The 15,547-nt window shown below is 58.8% G+C and carries 13 protein-coding genes; 8 read left to right on the top strand and 5 right to left on the bottom strand.

The genetic code is table 11. The features are described 5' to 3' along the window. Positions 1 to 10 precede the first annotated feature (10 nt). The 4 genes from ybeY (at position 11) to LCM31_RS14200 (ending at position 4,345) form a co-directional block, all read left to right on the top strand. Positions 11 to 538 (top strand): rRNA maturation RNase YbeY, encoded by a 528-nt coding sequence (gene ybeY / locus LCM31_RS14215; RefSeq protein ID WP_224871134.1) that lies wholly within the window; start codon positions 11 to 13, stop codon positions 536 to 538. Between the two features lie 28 nt (positions 539 to 566). After that, the gene (locus LCM31_RS14210; protein WP_224871132.1) at positions 567 to 1,463 is read left to right on the top strand and encodes an HlyC/CorC family transporter; all 897 of its coding nucleotides are present in this window, start codon (positions 567 to 569) and stop codon (positions 1,461 to 1,463) included. Beyond that, the gene (gene lnt, locus LCM31_RS14205; RefSeq protein WP_224871129.1) at positions 1,463 to 3,019 is read left to right on the top strand and encodes an apolipoprotein N-acyltransferase; all 1,557 of its coding nucleotides are present in this window, start codon (positions 1,463 to 1,465) and stop codon (positions 3,017 to 3,019) included. Before LCM31_RS14210 ends, lnt begins: the two co-directional genes overlap by 1 nt. A gap of 378 nt (positions 3,020 to 3,397) precedes the next feature. After that, on the top strand, positions 3,398 to 4,345 hold the full coding sequence (locus LCM31_RS14200; protein WP_224871127.1) for a TIGR01777 family oxidoreductase: 948 nt from the start codon (positions 3,398 to 3,400) through the stop codon (positions 4,343 to 4,345). A 112-nt stretch (positions 4,346 to 4,457) separates the two neighbouring features. Here the strand turns inward: LCM31_RS14200 and LCM31_RS14195 are convergent, their stop codons facing one another. The 3 genes from LCM31_RS14195 to LCM31_RS14185 form a co-directional block, all read right to left on the bottom strand. After that, the gene (locus LCM31_RS14195) at positions 4,458 to 4,874 is read right to left on the bottom strand and encodes a hypothetical protein (protein ID WP_222231850.1); all 417 of its coding nucleotides are present in this window, start codon (positions 4,872 to 4,874) and stop codon (positions 4,458 to 4,460) included. A gap of 166 nt (positions 4,875 to 5,040) precedes the next feature. Next, the gene (locus tag LCM31_RS14190; RefSeq protein ID WP_224871125.1) at positions 5,041 to 5,823 is read right to left on the bottom strand and encodes a YdcF family protein; all 783 of its coding nucleotides are present in this window, start codon (positions 5,821 to 5,823) and stop codon (positions 5,041 to 5,043) included. A 49-nt stretch (positions 5,824 to 5,872) separates the two neighbouring features. After that, positions 5,873 to 6,364: a zinc ribbon-containing protein gene (locus tag LCM31_RS14185; protein WP_224871123.1), complete on the bottom strand. Its 492-nt coding sequence runs from the start codon at positions 6,362 to 6,364 to the stop codon at positions 5,873 to 5,875. 96 nt (positions 6,365 to 6,460) lie between these two features. On the opposite strand from LCM31_RS14185, the gene leuS reads away from it, so the two are divergent. The 4 genes from leuS (at position 6,461) to LCM31_RS14165 (ending at position 12,598) form a co-directional block, all read left to right on the top strand. Continuing rightward, positions 6,461 to 9,061 carry a leucine--tRNA ligase gene (gene leuS / locus LCM31_RS14180; protein ID WP_224871121.1) on the top strand — a complete coding sequence of 867 codons (2,601 nt, stop codon included), beginning with the start codon at positions 6,461 to 6,463 and terminating at the stop codon, positions 9,059 to 9,061. 184 nt (positions 9,062 to 9,245) lie between these two features. After that, the gene (locus LCM31_RS14175) at positions 9,246 to 9,779 is read left to right on the top strand and encodes an LPS-assembly lipoprotein LptE (RefSeq protein WP_224871120.1); all 534 of its coding nucleotides are present in this window, start codon (positions 9,246 to 9,248) and stop codon (positions 9,777 to 9,779) included. 1 nt (position 9,780) lies between these two features. Continuing rightward, a complete protein-coding gene (gene holA, locus LCM31_RS14170; RefSeq protein ID WP_224871118.1) occupies positions 9,781 to 10,785 on the top strand; it encodes a DNA polymerase III subunit delta in 1,005 nt (334 codons plus the stop codon). Positions 10,786 to 10,930: 145 nt separating this feature from the next. Next, positions 10,931 to 12,598, top strand: coding sequence for an acyl-CoA dehydrogenase family protein (locus LCM31_RS14165; protein WP_224871116.1), 1,668 nt, complete (start codon positions 10,931 to 10,933; stop codon positions 12,596 to 12,598). Between the two features lie 110 nt (positions 12,599 to 12,708). On the opposite strand, the gene LCM31_RS14160 is transcribed toward LCM31_RS14165, so the two are convergent. Both LCM31_RS14160 and LCM31_RS14155 read right to left on the bottom strand, forming a co-directional pair. After that, complete coding sequence (locus tag LCM31_RS14160; RefSeq protein ID WP_224871114.1) at positions 12,709 to 13,464, bottom strand: SDR family oxidoreductase; 756 nt, start codon at positions 13,462 to 13,464, stop codon at positions 12,709 to 12,711. A gap of 34 nt (positions 13,465 to 13,498) precedes the next feature. Beyond that, positions 13,499 to 15,508, bottom strand: a complete 2,010-nt coding sequence (locus LCM31_RS14155) for an aminotransferase class I/II-fold pyridoxal phosphate-dependent enzyme (protein ID WP_224871112.1) — start codon at positions 15,506 to 15,508, stop codon at positions 13,499 to 13,501. Between the last annotated feature and the right edge of the window lie 39 nt (positions 15,509 to 15,547).

Raw genomic sequence — 15,547 nt, 5'->3', positions numbered from 1 at the left:
GGCCGCGCCCATGAACACCAGCCCATCTGAGAGCCAGTCGGCCTCGCCCGCGGACATCCAGCTCGATGTTCAGCGGGCCGCCACACTTACCGCCCTACCCAGCGATGAGGATCTTGCCCTCTGGGCCGCCGCCGCTGTGGGCACGCACCGCGCTGAAGCTGAGATATCCCTGCGCATCGTCGATGAAGATGAGAGCCAGGCACTCAACAGCCAGTACCGCGGCAAAGACAAACCCACCAATGTGCTCTCGTTCCCGGCCGAGATCCCGCCGGAACTCGGCCTGCCCCTGCTGGGCGACCTGGTAATTTGCGCCCAGGTAGTGGCGCGAGAAGCGGAACAGCAGCACAAAGCGTGTTCAGCCCACTGGGCACACATGGTGGTCCATGGCACACTGCATCTATTGGGTTACGACCATATCGAGGACGATGACGCCGAGATCATGGAAAATCTCGAAACCCAGATACTGGCAAGGCTTGGGATCGACGATCCCTACCAGCCAATTCAAGCGCCCACACAGGGCGTACAAATAGACAAATGACAAACGGAATCGACGAGTAAAGCGGAGTATGGCCACATCCATGACCACCGACGAACCCCCAAGTAGCTCCTCTTCCAACCGCCCTCGGTCGGGGGAGAAAAACTGGTTGGAAAAAATACTGGGCGCCTTTTCACAAGAGCCCAAATCCCGAGATGAGCTACTCGACATTATCAAGGACGCCGCCGAAAACAAGGTGGTAGACGCCGAGGCATTATCCATCATCGAGGGTGCGCTGGACGTTTCCAGCCAGCAGGTGCGGGAAATCATGATTCCGCGCTCGCAGATGGTGGTCGTCAGTATCGAGGACAGCCCCAAAGACTTCCTTCCCAAGATCATCGAATCCGGCCACTCCCGCTTCCCGGTTGTGGGCGAAAGTATCGACGACATCCGCGGTATCCTACTGGCCAAAGACCTGCTGCCGCTGGTATTGAAGGGTGTGGACGATTTCCGCCTGGAAGACCATATCCGCCCCGCCAACATCATCCCCGAAAGTAAGCGCCTGAATATCCTGCTGAAGGAATTCCGCGAGAACCGCTATCACATGGCGGTGGTCATCGACGAGTACGGTGGTGTCTCGGGCGTGGTGACTATTGAAGATATCCTCGAAGAAATCGTCGGCGAAATCGAAGACGAGACGGACGAGGAAGAGGAAGATAGCTTCATCCGCAAGGTGAGCGACAACGACTATGTCGTTAAAGCCCTCACCCCGATTGAGGAATTTAATGAGTTCTTCGCCTGCGAATTCAGCGACGAGGAGTTTGATACCGTGGGCGGCCTGATCATGCAGTCCTTTGGCCACCTGCCAGGACGGGATGAAATCACCAAGCTCGGGGATTTCCAGTTCCGCGTCCTTTACGCCGACAACCGGCAGATCCATCTGCTGCGCGTGAGTCGGTTCGACAAGCCCGCAGAAGAAGATGGCTGATGCGTAAACCCCTGCCCGCCGTGGCCGCCGCGATTGCCGGCGGCCTGATGACCCTTTCCTTTGCCCCATACAATCTATGGTGGTGCAGCCTGCTGTCACTCGGGCTGTTTGCCTGGCTACTGGCGCCGGGCCCCAAAGCGCCAAAGCTCTCAGGCAAAAACACCTTCTGGCTAGCGCTGTGTTACGGGGTGGGCCTGTTTGCCACCGGCGGTTCCTGGGTATATGTATCCATTACCGACTTTGGCAACTCGTCGCCACTGCTCGGCGTCATTCTTACCGGCGCCTTCGTCGGCATCCTGGCTGCGCTGTTGGCACTGCCATTTGTATTGATCGCACGCTTTCGCACCAACCCGATTTCCTTCGCCCTCGCCTTTGCCGCGCTGTGGTTTTTCAGCGAGTGGTTGCGCACTTGGGTGTTTACCGGTTTCCCCTGGCTGTTTGCGGGCTACGGACACATCCACACCTGGCTGGCGGGCTGGGCACCAATCATCAGCGTGTACGGTATCGGCCTTTTGCTGGCGTTTACCGCGGCGGTAATGGCACTCTTTGCGCGCCGTATGTTCGAATCGTGGAAGTCCCCCAGCGCCATAGCACTTGCCGCCACTGCGCTGCTGGCCTGGCCTCTGGGCTTGCTGCTGAACAATATTCAATGGACCGAAGCCAGCGACGACACACGCACCATCGGCTTGGTACAAGCGAACATCCCGCAGGAAAAAAAGTGGCTCCCCGAGTTTCGCGGCGAGACCATTCGACGCTACCAGAGCGCCACCCAAGATCTCCACTCCCAGGGAGTCGATGTCATTATCTGGCCGGAAGCAGCACTCCCCCTGCTCTACCATCAAGCTCCCAACCTGATTGAAGCACTGCAAGACAACGCACTGAATACACAAAAGGATCTGATCACCGGCATCCTCTACGATACCGAGCGCGATCACCGTCGTGTGGTACATAATTCTGCGGCGGTCTTTGGCAGTGAGCAGCAGCTTTACCACAAGCGCCACCTGGTGCCCTTCGGTGAATATGTGCCGTTGGAAGACTGGATTCGCGGCACCATCGAATTCTTCAACTTACCCACCTCTTTTATTCGCCCCGGGCCAGAAGGTCAGCAGCCACTGACAGCCGGCGGCCTGAGCTGGGCGCCGCTCATTTGCTATGAGATTGTCTACCCACAGCTGGTCGCGGAGAGTAGCGGCGATGCACAGGTGCTACTGACGCTGAGTAATGACGCCTGGTTCGGAGACTCCATCGGCCCGCTGCAACATATGCAGATGGCCCAAATGCGCGCACTGGAAACCCGGCGCTACCTGGTACGCGGTACCAATACCGGCGTCACCGCTATTGTTTCTCCGGATGGTGTTATCACCGAGCAACTGCCGCAGTTCGAGCAGGCCACACTGGTTGGGCAGGTACAGGCGCGCAGCGGACTGACCCCGTTTATGGTGATTGGCATTTGGGGGCTGGTGGCACTCGCGACCCTGATGCTGCTGGCCGCAGTGATCCTGCAAAAGCGCCCGGAAACAGTCACTGACGGCGCGCTAACGGGAGCGCCCGACTAAGGTCTTTTTGAGGCCTTTTTGGTACAAGCGTTTCGAATAGAAAAATCCGGGCGGCTGTTGCCCCGCTTTGCCGTCCGGTTTCACCCAGCGCGCCCAAATTTGTTTCACATTCCATCGCAAGCGGTCTTGCGGCTGCTATTATCGTGAGATATTTGCCCGGCAGCGGATAAACCTGCGTGCAGGATTATCCGGCGCGTTACCGCAACGCAAACGCCCCTCCCATCAGCCGGCGCAACTTGTGCAGACAGGAACGTCTATCCCGAACAAGCCGAACGTGTTTTTACGGCGTACATTTGGGAACAAGTGGTTTAATGTAAACCGCACCCTTCCACATTCGATGCAGCGCCAACCGGGTTGCAGTGGCGGAAAGCGTGCGGCATGGATGCCAGATTTATGCATTGCTTAATCACCGGCGGCACCGGATTGATCGGCCGCCAATTCTGTTCAAAATGGCTGGAGCGGGGAAATAGCCTGACCGTACTCAGCCGCTCGCCAGAGAAAGTCCGCCGGCTTTGTGGCGAGTCCGCTACCGCGGTCAATGACCTCGGTCAGATAGATCGGCCCGTCGACATCGTGGTTAACCTTGCCGGAGAAACCATTTCCAAACGCTGGAGCGAGGCGCGCAAGGCAGAAATTCGGCGTTCGCGCATCGAAACCACCAACGATCTTGTGCGCTGGATACTCGCGCAACCACAGCGCCCCAAATACGTCCTGTCTGGCTCTGCCGTGGGCTTCTATGGAGACCGGGGCGGTGACCTGCTCAAGGAAACCAGCGGGCCCGGAGGCGGATTTGCGGCGCAACTGTGCCGGGACTGGGAAGCCGCTACCCTGCCTCTGCAGCAGGCCGGCATCTGTGTCGGCATCATGCGCACTTCCATCGTCTTGTCGCCGGACGGCGGTGCCCTCAAGGAAATGCTCCCGGCCTTCAAGGCGGGACTGGGTGGCCCAATGGGCTCCGGTGAGCAGTGGATGAGCTGGATTCACGAGGCGGATATTGTCGGCCTGATTCTGCACGCCATCGACCGTCACCTGTGCGTCCCGTTCAACGCGTGCGCCCCGGAACCGGTGACCAACAGCAGTTTCTCCCGCCTGCTGGCGAAACAGCTGCACCGGCCCTGCCTGCTCCGCACGCCGGAGTGGCTACTCAAAATATTGTTTGGGGAAATGGCGGAGGAATTACTGCTGGCCAGCCAGCGCATGGAGCCCCGCACAGCGCTGGATAGCGGGTACAGCTTTCAGTACCCGACACTGGAAAAGGCGCTGGCAGACCTGCTTGCGCCGCAAGGGGGAGCGGGCAATACCCACGTATCACCCAGAGGACACTAGCGCGGCGTCGGCGGTTCTACTGCCTGTAACCTACCTGTTACTTACTGCCAACAACTCGCCGACAGACGCTATTCAGGCCCGCAAGACCCATCAGATTTGCAGTGAATGGAGATTACGCTGCCGCGTTACTGCGCGTCAGCACTTCTTCCAGGTAATTGCGCGCGGCCTCCGAAGTCACCGGGTCGGCCTTGCACTCCATTGGTGCAGACCCAACCCACTGGGCGTGCCAACGGAACCAGTTGTGCGCTTCGGCAGCGGCATCAATACCGTCGGAGCTTTCAGCACCCTCTGCACCATCTTGGCGCAGCTCGACAAAGTCAGTTTGTTCCGGGTCCAGCTTGAACTCACGGACGATCTGGCCAACAAAGGTTTCGAAATTTTTACTGAATTTGGCGCCACTTTCCGCACCCGCGGACAGCATCACCAGGTGCCGGCTGCCGCGGCGAGCCAGCTTGAACCCGACCCAGACGGGGCGATTTAGACGATTGTGTAGCTGAATGGGTGAAAACGACGCGGGAAACTCCGACATCAGTACGTACCTCTATATTTTTTGTTGTTATTCGCTCGGTCGCCCTGCAAAACGCCTGCCGTGATTCGATCCGAATCCACGGCAGTCAGCAATGGGGCTAGCCATACTAGTTTTATACGAAACTAACGGCAACCACCGGACACCTACAACGCAGCGACATAAACACTCAACACTGCCGGCGCGCCGGCAATGCGCGCCACCGATACCACTGCATACCCAATAGCTCGCGCCAATAGACCTGAGTCCGTATCAAGGCGCCACCACTGGGCAACCAGCGCAACAAGCCACTCTCCCCCCTGGGCACCAATTCACCGGGGCCACCTACCGCCAGGGGCCGTACCTGCAGCCCGGCACGGGCGAAAACGTCCGCAGCGCGAGGCATATGCCACCAGTGGGTAACCAGGAGTACATTTTCGACCCCCGCATCGTGCAGAAGTGCCGCGGAATTGGCGGCATTTTCCGCGGTAGTGCGACTGCAATTCTCGCGCCAAGTCACATTACGCCCAAACAGATCCTCGAGGGCAGAGGCCATCAAGGCGGACTCCGGCTGCTTTTCCCCCGCAAATACACGCCCGCCGGAAACCAGAATCGGCATCCCTTCCGGCGCTTCCTGCACAGCCCAGGCCACCCGTTCCAGACTCGCCGCAGACAACCGCTCGCGCCCCTGCTCCTCGTCCCGGTAGCGACCACCACCCAGAATCACCACGGCCGCAGGCTCCACCTCCGGTGCAGTCGGCTGCTGATTCACCAGGCGCTGTCCAAGCCATTGGGCAAAAGCCGGGGTCGCACAGATCCACAATGAGACAAAGCACAAAACCGCCAGCGGCACAGACAATTTGGCGAGCGGGGAGCCCGCGGGGAAAAACCAGAATGCGAGAGCCATCAGCATCCCAACCAGGGGAGCAAATGGCGGCATGGCGAGAGTGGTGAGTGCGGTTTGCAGTTCCATTTTCAGCCTGATCGGTCGTCCTTGTTCGCTCAGGGCCCGGAGAATACGGCTATTCGGCCTCGCTCGCACCCTCTGACGGTTGTCCGGGCAGTACCTGGCGGAAGCACCCGTAGCCACAGCGGTGGCAGGGCGTGATCTCCGAGCCCGCAGGAGGCAGAGCCCGATAGCCGCAGCCGAGGCACTGCAAAGCCTCGCCCTCCCCGGCTTCCTCCCCCGCCAGCGCCCAGGCCTCTCCGCGCTTGATACAGCGCATAATCGCCGGCCACACGGTCTTGGTGGGGTCTGCGGCATCCAACAGCCAGTCCCCAACCCGCTCTTCCTGGGTGATCAGCTCATCACCCAGGTCCCGCAGGTAGTCGTCGGCACGGTGCACGTCGTCCTTGAGCCAGGCATTCAGAAAGGCCGCCTTGCGCGCGGTGAACTGCTCGACATCCAGCTCCTCGCCCACCAACTTTTCCAGTTCACGCCTGGCCTCGGTGGAAAGCTTGCCTTCCTGGCCCGGCAGATCGGGATTCGCAGCCTCTTTAGGTTTCTTACTCACCCTATCCCTCCTATAATTCGCCGTTTTCCGGCCGGCCTTAGTGTCCCGGCCAGAATCGCCAAATAGATCGAATCACAGAGTATAGGTTCCCCACAGATGGAAGAGCAGTACAACCCCTCCGCAGTCGAAGCCGCCGCCCAGGAGCATTGGGCCGAGCAGAAGAGCTTCGAGGTAAAGGAAGACCCCAGCCGCGAAAAATTCTACTGCCTGTCCATGTTCCCCTACCCCAGCGGCAAGCTGCACATGGGGCACGTGCGCAACTACACCATCACCGACGTGATCTCCCGCTACCAGCGCATGCAGGGCAAGAACGTGCTGCATCCCATGGGCTGGGATGCCTTCGGCCTGCCGGCGGAAAACGCCGCCATCCAGAACAAGACGGCGCCGGCCAAGTGGACCTACTCCAACATTGACTACATGAAAGGCCAGCTCAAGGCCCTGGGCTTTGGCTTCGACTGGTCCCGCGAACTGGCCACCTGCCAGCCCTCCTACTATCGCTGGGAGCAGTGGTTCTTCACCCGCCTGTACAAGAAAGGCCTGGTGTACAAGAAGATGGCCACGGTCAACTGGGACCCGGTGGACCACACCGTCCTCGCCAATGAGCAGGTAATCGACGGACGCGGCTGGCGCTCCGGCGCCGTGGTAGAGCGCAAAGAAATACCCCAGTGGTTCATCAAGATCACCGACTACGCCGAGGAACTGCTGGCGGACCTGGACAAGTTGCCGCACTGGCCGGAGCAGGTGCGCACCATGCAGCGTAACTGGATCGGCAAGAGCAAGGGCATCGACCTGAGCTTCGCCCTGCCGCAGACCATTGCCGGTGTCGACCACTTTGACGTATACACCACCCGCCCGGACACCCTGATGGGCGTGACCTACGTCTCTCTGGCCGCCGAGCACCCGATTGCGCTGGAGCTGGCCGAGAGCAACCCCGAGCTCAAAGCATTTATCGCCGAGTGTAAAAAGCAGTCCATGTCCGAGGCCGATATGGCCACCATGGACAAGAAAGGCATGGACACCGGCCTCAAGGCCATCCACCCACTGACCGGCGAAGAAGTACCGGTATGGGTCGCCAACTACGTGCTGATGGATTACGGCTCTGGCGCCGTTATGGCAGTACCGGCCCACGACCAGCGCGACTGGGAGTTTGCCAAGAAATACGACCTGCCAATCAAACAGGTGATTGCACCGGCCAACGACGAAGCGATCGATCTGGACAAAGAAGCCTTTGTTGAGAAGGGCAAACTGGTCAATTCCGGAGGCTTCGACGGTCTCGATTTCGACGCCGCCTTCAATGCCATCGCCGATGGCCTGGAAGCCGCGGGCAAGGGTCGTGTCACCACCAACTACCGCCTGCGCGACTGGGGTGTATCCCGTCAGCGCTACTGGGGCGCGCCCATCCCCATGTTCAATCTGGCGGACGGCAGCGAGATTCCGGTACCCGCAGAAAAACTGCCGATCCTGCTGCCAGAAGAAGTGGAGCTGGACGGTGTAACCTCGCCGATCAAATCCGACCCCGAGTGGCGTAAAGACGAATACAACGGTGAAGCCGTGGAGCGCGAAACCGATACCTTCGACACCTTTATGGAGTCCAGCTGGTACTACGCGCGCTACACCTGCCCCGACTTCGAAGAAGGCATGCTCGACCCGGACCGCGCCAATTACTGGCTGCCGGTGGATCAGTATGTGGGCGGTATCGAACACGCCATCCTGCACCTGCTGTACGCACGCTTCTTCCACAAGCTGATGCGCGACGAAGGCCTGGTGAAAAGCGACGAGCCCTTCAAGCAGCTGCTGTGCCAGGGCATGGTGCTGGCCGAATCCTTCTACAAAGAAGTGGAAGGTGCACACAAAATTTGGGTGAACCCTGCAGACGTCGACGTAGAGCGCGACGAAAAAGGCAAAACCATCCGCGCGGTTGAGCGTGCTACCGGTGAAGAAGTGATTGCCGGCGGCGTCGTAAAAATGTCCAAGTCCAAGAACAACGGCATCGACCCGCACGCCGCGGTGGAGCAGTACGGTGCGGACACCGTGCGCCTGTTCACCATGTTCGCAGCGCCCCCCGAGCAAACCCTCGAGTGGCACGATTCTGGTGTAGAGGGCGCCAGCCGCTTCCTGCGCAAGCTCTGGAAAACCGTGCAGAGCCACATCGCCACCGGCGACGGCAGCGCTGCGATCGACGTAGACAACCTGAGCGACAAGCAACAGCAACTGCGCCGCAAGACCCACGAAACCATTCAGAAAGTCAGCGACGACTACGGCCGCCGCCAAACCTTCAACACCGCCGTTGCCGCGGTAATGGAACTGCTGAACGAAGTGGGCAAGGTCGCCGAACGCGACTCCGCCAACGGCCTTGCGGTAGAGCGCGAAGCCCTGCAAGCCGCGACACTGCTGCTTGCCCCGGTTACCCCACATATCAGTCATGAACTGTGGCGTGCACTGGGTAACAGCGGTGAGCTGGTAGACGCCCAATGGCCGCAGGTGGATAAGAAAGCTCTGGTACGCTCTTCCATCACTCTGGTAGTACAGGTGAACGGGAAACTGCGCGCGAAACTGGAAGCGCCGGCCGATGCCGACAAAGAATCTCTGGAAAAAATGGCGCTGGCGGACGAGAACGTTCAGAAATTTACCGAAGGTAAAACGGTGCGCAAGGTGATTGTTGTACCGGGCAAACTGGTCAACATCGTCGCCAACTAAACCTCTTTCGCTAAGAAGAAATTGAGCCAAACGCGAAGGCCCAGCACCGGGGGAAAGTTTTCAGGAGCGTCGGCGACAAGGACGTCGCCGACGCAGCGTACAGGGATGTATTCACAGCGGTTCTGAAAACTTTCCCCCGGTGCTGGGCCGCCACGAAACCAGAACAAGAACACAACGGACCCTAATGAAAATTACACTGCTCCGCACACTGGTACTTATACTGACCGTTAGCATCTCAGCCTGTGGCTGGCACCTCCGCGGCGCACCGAAAAATTTCCCTCCGGGCAGCAAGCTCTACATCACCACCCAAGACCCAAGAAGCGAACTGGCCGACAGTATCACCCGCCTGCTGCAAACCAGTGGCCTGCCGCTGGCAGAAGACCCCAGTGAAGCTGACTTTACCCTTACCATCCACCAGGAAACCGAAACCAAACGTACCGTTTCTGTGGATGCCAAGGGCCGCGCGTCCGAATACGAACTGATCACCAGCGCCGAATACAGCGTGCAGGACAACAACACCGGTCGCGACCTGCTCACCCAGGCCAAAGCCGACGTCTACCGCACACTGGAATGGGACGACAACGAAGTGGTCAGTAAAGGCGAAGAAGAACGCCTGCAACGCGAAGAAATGCGCCGCGAACTGATCGGCCGAATTATCGACCGCCTTCGCCGCATCGACATCCGCACCCCAATCACCGACAACCCGGCGCAGCCCTGATATGCCGCGTATCAACCCTCGCCAGCTCAAGCAAAACCTGCGACAGGGCCTCTACCCCATCTACGTGGTTACCGGCGACGAACCGCTGCTGGTACAGGAGTGCTGCGACAGCATCCGCGAAGCCGCACGCAAGCAAGGGTTTAACGAACGCGACCTGTTGCACGGCGAGAATAATTTCGATTGGGGCCAGCTACTCTCCGCCGCCGGCAGCATGTCACTGTTTGCCGACAAGAAAGTCATCGAGCTGCGCCTGCCCGGCGGCAAGCCCGGTGACAAAGGCAGTAAAGCCCTGCAGGAATTTGCCGCAACCGCCAATGATGACACCCTGCTATTACTGGTGTTGCCGCGACTGGACCGCTCCCAGCTCAACAGCAAATGGGTTAAAGCGCTCGAAGCCAAGGGTGTACTGATGCAGGTCTGGCCCGTGGAAGCCGCGGAAATGCCGCGCTGGATTCACCAGCGCCTGCGCGCCGCGGGGTTGGATGCCGAGCCCGAAGCAATTCAGATTCTGTCCGAACGGGTCGAAGGTAATTTGCTGGCCGCCAGTCAGGAAATCGAAAAGCTGAAACTGCTGGTGCAGGACTCGGTGGTTACCGCAGACATCATGAACAACGCCGTGGCCAGCTCTGCCCGTTACGATGTGTTTGGCCTGATCGACAAGGCGCTGGCCGGCGACGCCGCCGGTGCCGTCCGAACCCTACAGGGACTGCGCGCCGAAGGTGTCGAAGCGCCCATCGTTCTGTGGGCCATCGCCCGGGAAATCCGTACCCTGCTGGAAACCCAGCAGAAACTATCAGAAGGCCAGCCAATCAGCCGCCTGGTGCGCATCCAGAAGCGTCAGTCGCTTATCCAGGCCGCCTGCCAACGCCTGCGCCCCCGCCACCTGGAGAACTTCCTAATGCGTGCCCGTGCCGTGGATAACGCCATCAAAGGCGGCAAGGAGATGGACCCCTGGGCCGGCCTGCTGGAGCTCACCCTGAACCTTTCTGGCAAGCGCAGCATCTGACTCCATGCAACATTGCACAGGCGCGATGCTTTCAGCGCCAGAAGGCAAGCCTCACATTAGATAAACCGCTAGGATATCCGTTACCGCTCTCAGGACTTACATACCGCCTTGAGAGCGCTCCAAATAACGGCCAGATCCAGCGACTATGCAAAATAATAATAACGCTCCAGCACAAACCGGTACGCACCAGGTCTTTAACCAACCTGAGCCTCTGCAGGGTCATAATCTCTACGCCGGAGACAACGCGCTCAAAGAAGCGGTAATACGCTACGGCGGGCACTGGGGCGAGGATGATCTGCAGCGCTATGGTGAAATCTGCGGGCGGCCCGAATGGATCGAACGCGGTTTTCAAGCCAACGCGCACAAACCGGAGTTTGAGCCCCACGACCGCGTGGGCAACCGCATCGACCAGGTCAACTATCATCCCGCCTATCATCAGCTGATGCAGCTAGCGAAAAGCGAAGGGCTGCACTCCTCCCCCTGGACAGGCCCGCAGCCGGGAGCACACATTGTGCGCGCGGCCAAGTACTACCTCCACAGTCAGCTGGAATCGGGACACTGCTGCCCGGTAACCATGACCTTTGCCTGCCTGCCCGCGCTACAGAAAAATCCCTCAGTTGCCGCCAACTGGCTGCCCAAAATCACGGAACAGGCCTACGACCACAGCAATCGGCCCTATTTCGAAAAGCCGGCGCTGACCATCGGCATGGGCATGACTGAAAAGCAGGGGGGCTCCGATGTGCGCAGCAACACCAGCCAAGCCACGCCATCGCCGGGCGAGGCCGCAGGCCTCTACACAATCCGTGGCCACAAGTGGTTCCTGTCGGCACCCATGTGCGATGGATTCCTGATGCTTGCACAAACCGCCGGAGGCCTGAGCTGTTTTCTGGTACCGCGCTGGCGGCCAGACGGAAGTAAAAACCCAATTGAGATCCAGCGGCTAAAAGATAAGGCCGGTAACGTGGCCAACGCTTCTTCGGAAGTGGAGCTGCGCGATGCCGTAGGTTGGCTGGTGGGCGATGAAGGCGCGGGGATAAAAACCATTATCGAGATGGTGGCCCTGACCCGCTTCGACTGCATGATCGGTTCAGCCGCAGCCCAGCGACAGGCAACACTGCAGGCCATCTACCACGCGCAACACCGCAGCGCCTTTGGCAAAAAGCTGTCCGCCCAACCGCTGATGCAAAATGTGCTGGCAGACCTGCAACTGGAAGTGGAAGGCTCACTGGCACTCAGCATGCGCATGGCCCAGGCACTGGACCACCCGAATGAGGAACACCAGCGACACCTGTTGCGGTTGGGGGCGGCAGTGGGTAAGTACTGGATCTGTAAACGCACACCGCACCATAACTACGAGGCCATGGAGTGTCTCGGCGGCAACGGTTTGATCGAAAACTTCATTACCGCACGCCTATACCGGGATGCCCCAGTGAATGCCATCTGGGAGGGCTCGGGCAATATTCAGGCTCTGGATATTCTGCGCACCAAACACAAGGAGCCAGAAATTCTCGATAGCTGGATCGATGAACTGGCACAGAGCTCCGGCTCAGACCTCTGTTTTGACCGCGCACTGACTCACCTGAAAGCAGAGCTCAGCAAAGATAATGACCTGGAATACCGCGCCCGTGATATTGCCGACCAACTGGCACTCACCATGCAGGCCCACCTGTTGATTCAGGGCAGCCCAGCGCCGGTGGCAGATGCGTTTATCCAGTCGCGGCTGCACCGGCACAACAGCCACAGCGTTGGCACTATCCCACTGGGTGCAGATCTGAACATTCTGATTGAACGCGGCAACCCACTCACCGGCTAAACTTTGCCCGACCCGTTCGAGGTAACGGCAGTAGTCTACACACGATCCATTTTTAAACTGGCGCATCTGGCTCGAAACGCGCCTGGGCGATAGTAATTAGCGAGCCTGTATTACCAGGGAATCGGCGAGCCGTCCCAGAACAGGAGCCTGCCGGTATCATCCTCAGCCAGGTTCTGAATCACATCAGCAATCCGTGACGCACTCAGCTCCGGGGAGAAGAGTTTTCCCTCTGCCAGATTGGCCTGGAAGGGTTTGGACAGCGGTGTATCGGTGGTGCCCGGATGAATCGCCACCACCTTGCAGCTGTCTACTTTGCGCCCCCACTCGATCGACAGGTTGCGTATCAGCATATTCAGCGCGGCCTTGCTCATACGGTAGCTGTACCAACCACCCAGATGATTATCCTCGATACTGCCGACTTTCGCGGAGAGGGACGCCCAGGTAAGCGGCGAGCGGCGTTTTAAGAGCGGGTCTAGCGCCTGGGCCAGATGCAGATGTGTGAGGGCATTGATGGAGAAGCTGTGTAGCATGGCGCGGTCGTCGCATTCCCGCAGGCTTTTTTCGGGGCGATGCTCTTGCCAGTGCAGGGTGCCGCAACAGCTCACCACCCAGTTGGGCAATGGGCCGCGAAGTAACCAGTCCTGTATAGCAGAGACGCTACTCGGATTTTCCAGCTCGCTTTTCAGGTGCTGATGGGCGGGCGAAAGACGGGGAATGTCGTGGCGACTGATAGTCAGGAGTGTGGACTGCGGGAAACGCGCGCACAAGGTTTGCGCCAACGCCGCGCCGACACCGCCATGGGCACCGGCAAGTAAAATGCACTGCGGCGATTCAGTACTGGTATCGAGCGCTGGCGTCCCTGCCATAGTTGTTGCCTCGACCTTATCTAGATCTAAGGTCTTACTTGCGTTTTTTTGCCTTGCCGGACTTTGCGGCACCCTCGCCTGAAGAAGCCACGGGTTCTTTCATCACTCGGATCATCGGCTCGTCGGAGCGGAAGATAAGCCCGTGGATCTCGGTGCTATTTTGCCCCTGCAGGAGTTGCTGCAAGAACTGCACAATCTGGGGGGAAATTTCCTGCCCTGGTACCAGCACAGGGATACCCGGCGGATAAGGCACGATCTCGTCTGCGCAGGTTCGCCCTACCAGCTTTTTCTCTGCTGCCACACCATTGTCCATCAGCGGCAACTCTTCCGTTTCAGAAAAGTAGGCGTCTGCCGGCAGGCAATTCAGATGAGTAAACTCCGGCAACTGACGTGCGGTACCCACATGGCTGCGCTTGCGCGGGTGTTTTGCCAACTGTTTCAGCGCGTGTACCAGGCGCAGTAATTTACTCTCGGTACTACCCAGGGTAACCAGCACGGTCACCGTGTTGTAAGTAGTTTTCTCCACCTGAATACCAAACTGGTCGAACAATTTCACCTGGATTTCTTTACCGGAATAACCACTGGCGGTTACATCAATGGTGACTTTGGTTGGATCCAGGCTGATGTTGTCCTTGGCCAGAGGCGCAGGAATCAAATCGTCACAGGTCAGTGCACGGAATACGCCGGTGGCGTCGACCTCACGGCGCAAAGTTTCTACCATTTTCAAGCAGCTGCGCAGACGCCCGAAGCCCTCCATCGACATCTGCTTACGCGCGACATCCAGGCTCGCAATCATCGAGTATTGCGGGCTGGTGGACGCATACATATTGAGGTTTTCACGGAAGCGGAACTCATCAAAGTCCGGGTCCTGCACATGCACCATGCTGGCCTGCGAAAACGCAGACAGCATTTTGTGCGAGCTCTGGGTCACATAGTCGGCGCCACATTCCAGAGCGGTTGGCCGCAATTCGTTGTGGAAATAACCGTGCGCGTACCAGGCTTCGTCAACCAGCACCTTGACGCCACGCTCGTGGGCGTAGTCGATAATCGGCTTCAAATCGTAACGCAGGCCATCGTAGGTACAGGAGGTAATCACCAATAAGGCTGCATCCGGGTGTGCATCCAGCGCCAGCTCGATGTCCTTGCGGCAAACAGGGCCGTAGATTCCAAATTGTGGATGCAGGGTAGACTTCAGGTACACCGGTTCGATCCGGTTCATCACAATGGCGTGATGCACGGACTTGTGACAGGCCTGGTCCACAATGATTTTGCCGCCGCCACCAAGAATCTGCTGGATAACCACCTTGTTGGCGGTGGAAGTACCGTTGGTGAGGAAGAAGGTATGACGGGCACCAAACACCTGCGCGGCCAGGTCCTGGGCTTCCTGAATAACCGAGTGCGGCTCCAGTAGGCTATCGAGTACCTGTACCGATACCGACAGGTCGGTGTTGAACACGTGCTCGCCCATAAAACGGTAAAAATCACCGACCCAGGGGCTGTTGCGCAGGCTGTCACCGCCGGAGTGGCCGGGGGTATGCCATGCGTCACGGGCAGAAAATACGTACTCTTTCAGGGTGTCGGCAAACGGCGTGGAGGCTCGGCGAGCGATAAAGGCCTGCACCAGGCGGAACATCTGGTTGAAGTTGCCTTCGCGCCGGTCAAACAACTCGTCAAAGCGCTTGCGCACCGATGCCGGCGCCCCGCCTTCCTCGCTCAAGAAGGAATCTTGCGCCACCAAAAAGACATTCAACTGGGAACGCAGCTTGTGCATATGATCGGAGAGCGTTTCCGCGCTTTTCAGCTCATCGCGGCAACAACCGGCGTCGATAATGACCGCCTGCAGGCGCTCGTCTTCGCGTAAACGTGACTCTATTGCAGCAACCGTTACCGCCTCGAAACACAAGCCAAAGGGGTTCTCGTGCTGGGCGGCAGTGGTGTTCAGGGCATTCACCCAATTGTGACTGAGATCTCGATCATTGCTTACCAGAGCGACTCGACACTCCAGCGGCTGGCGCCGCTCACTCAGGTTGCCCAGGTCAGGCATTGTCAGTTCCACACCCATAATACTTCTTCTTATAGTTCA

The sequence above is a fragment of the Microbulbifer agarilyticus genome (assembly GCF_020171345.1).
GTDB classification, from domain to species: domain Bacteria; phylum Pseudomonadota; class Gammaproteobacteria; order Pseudomonadales; family Cellvibrionaceae; genus Microbulbifer; species Microbulbifer agarilyticus_D.
This window is presented reverse-complemented; position numbering and strand designations above follow the sequence as displayed.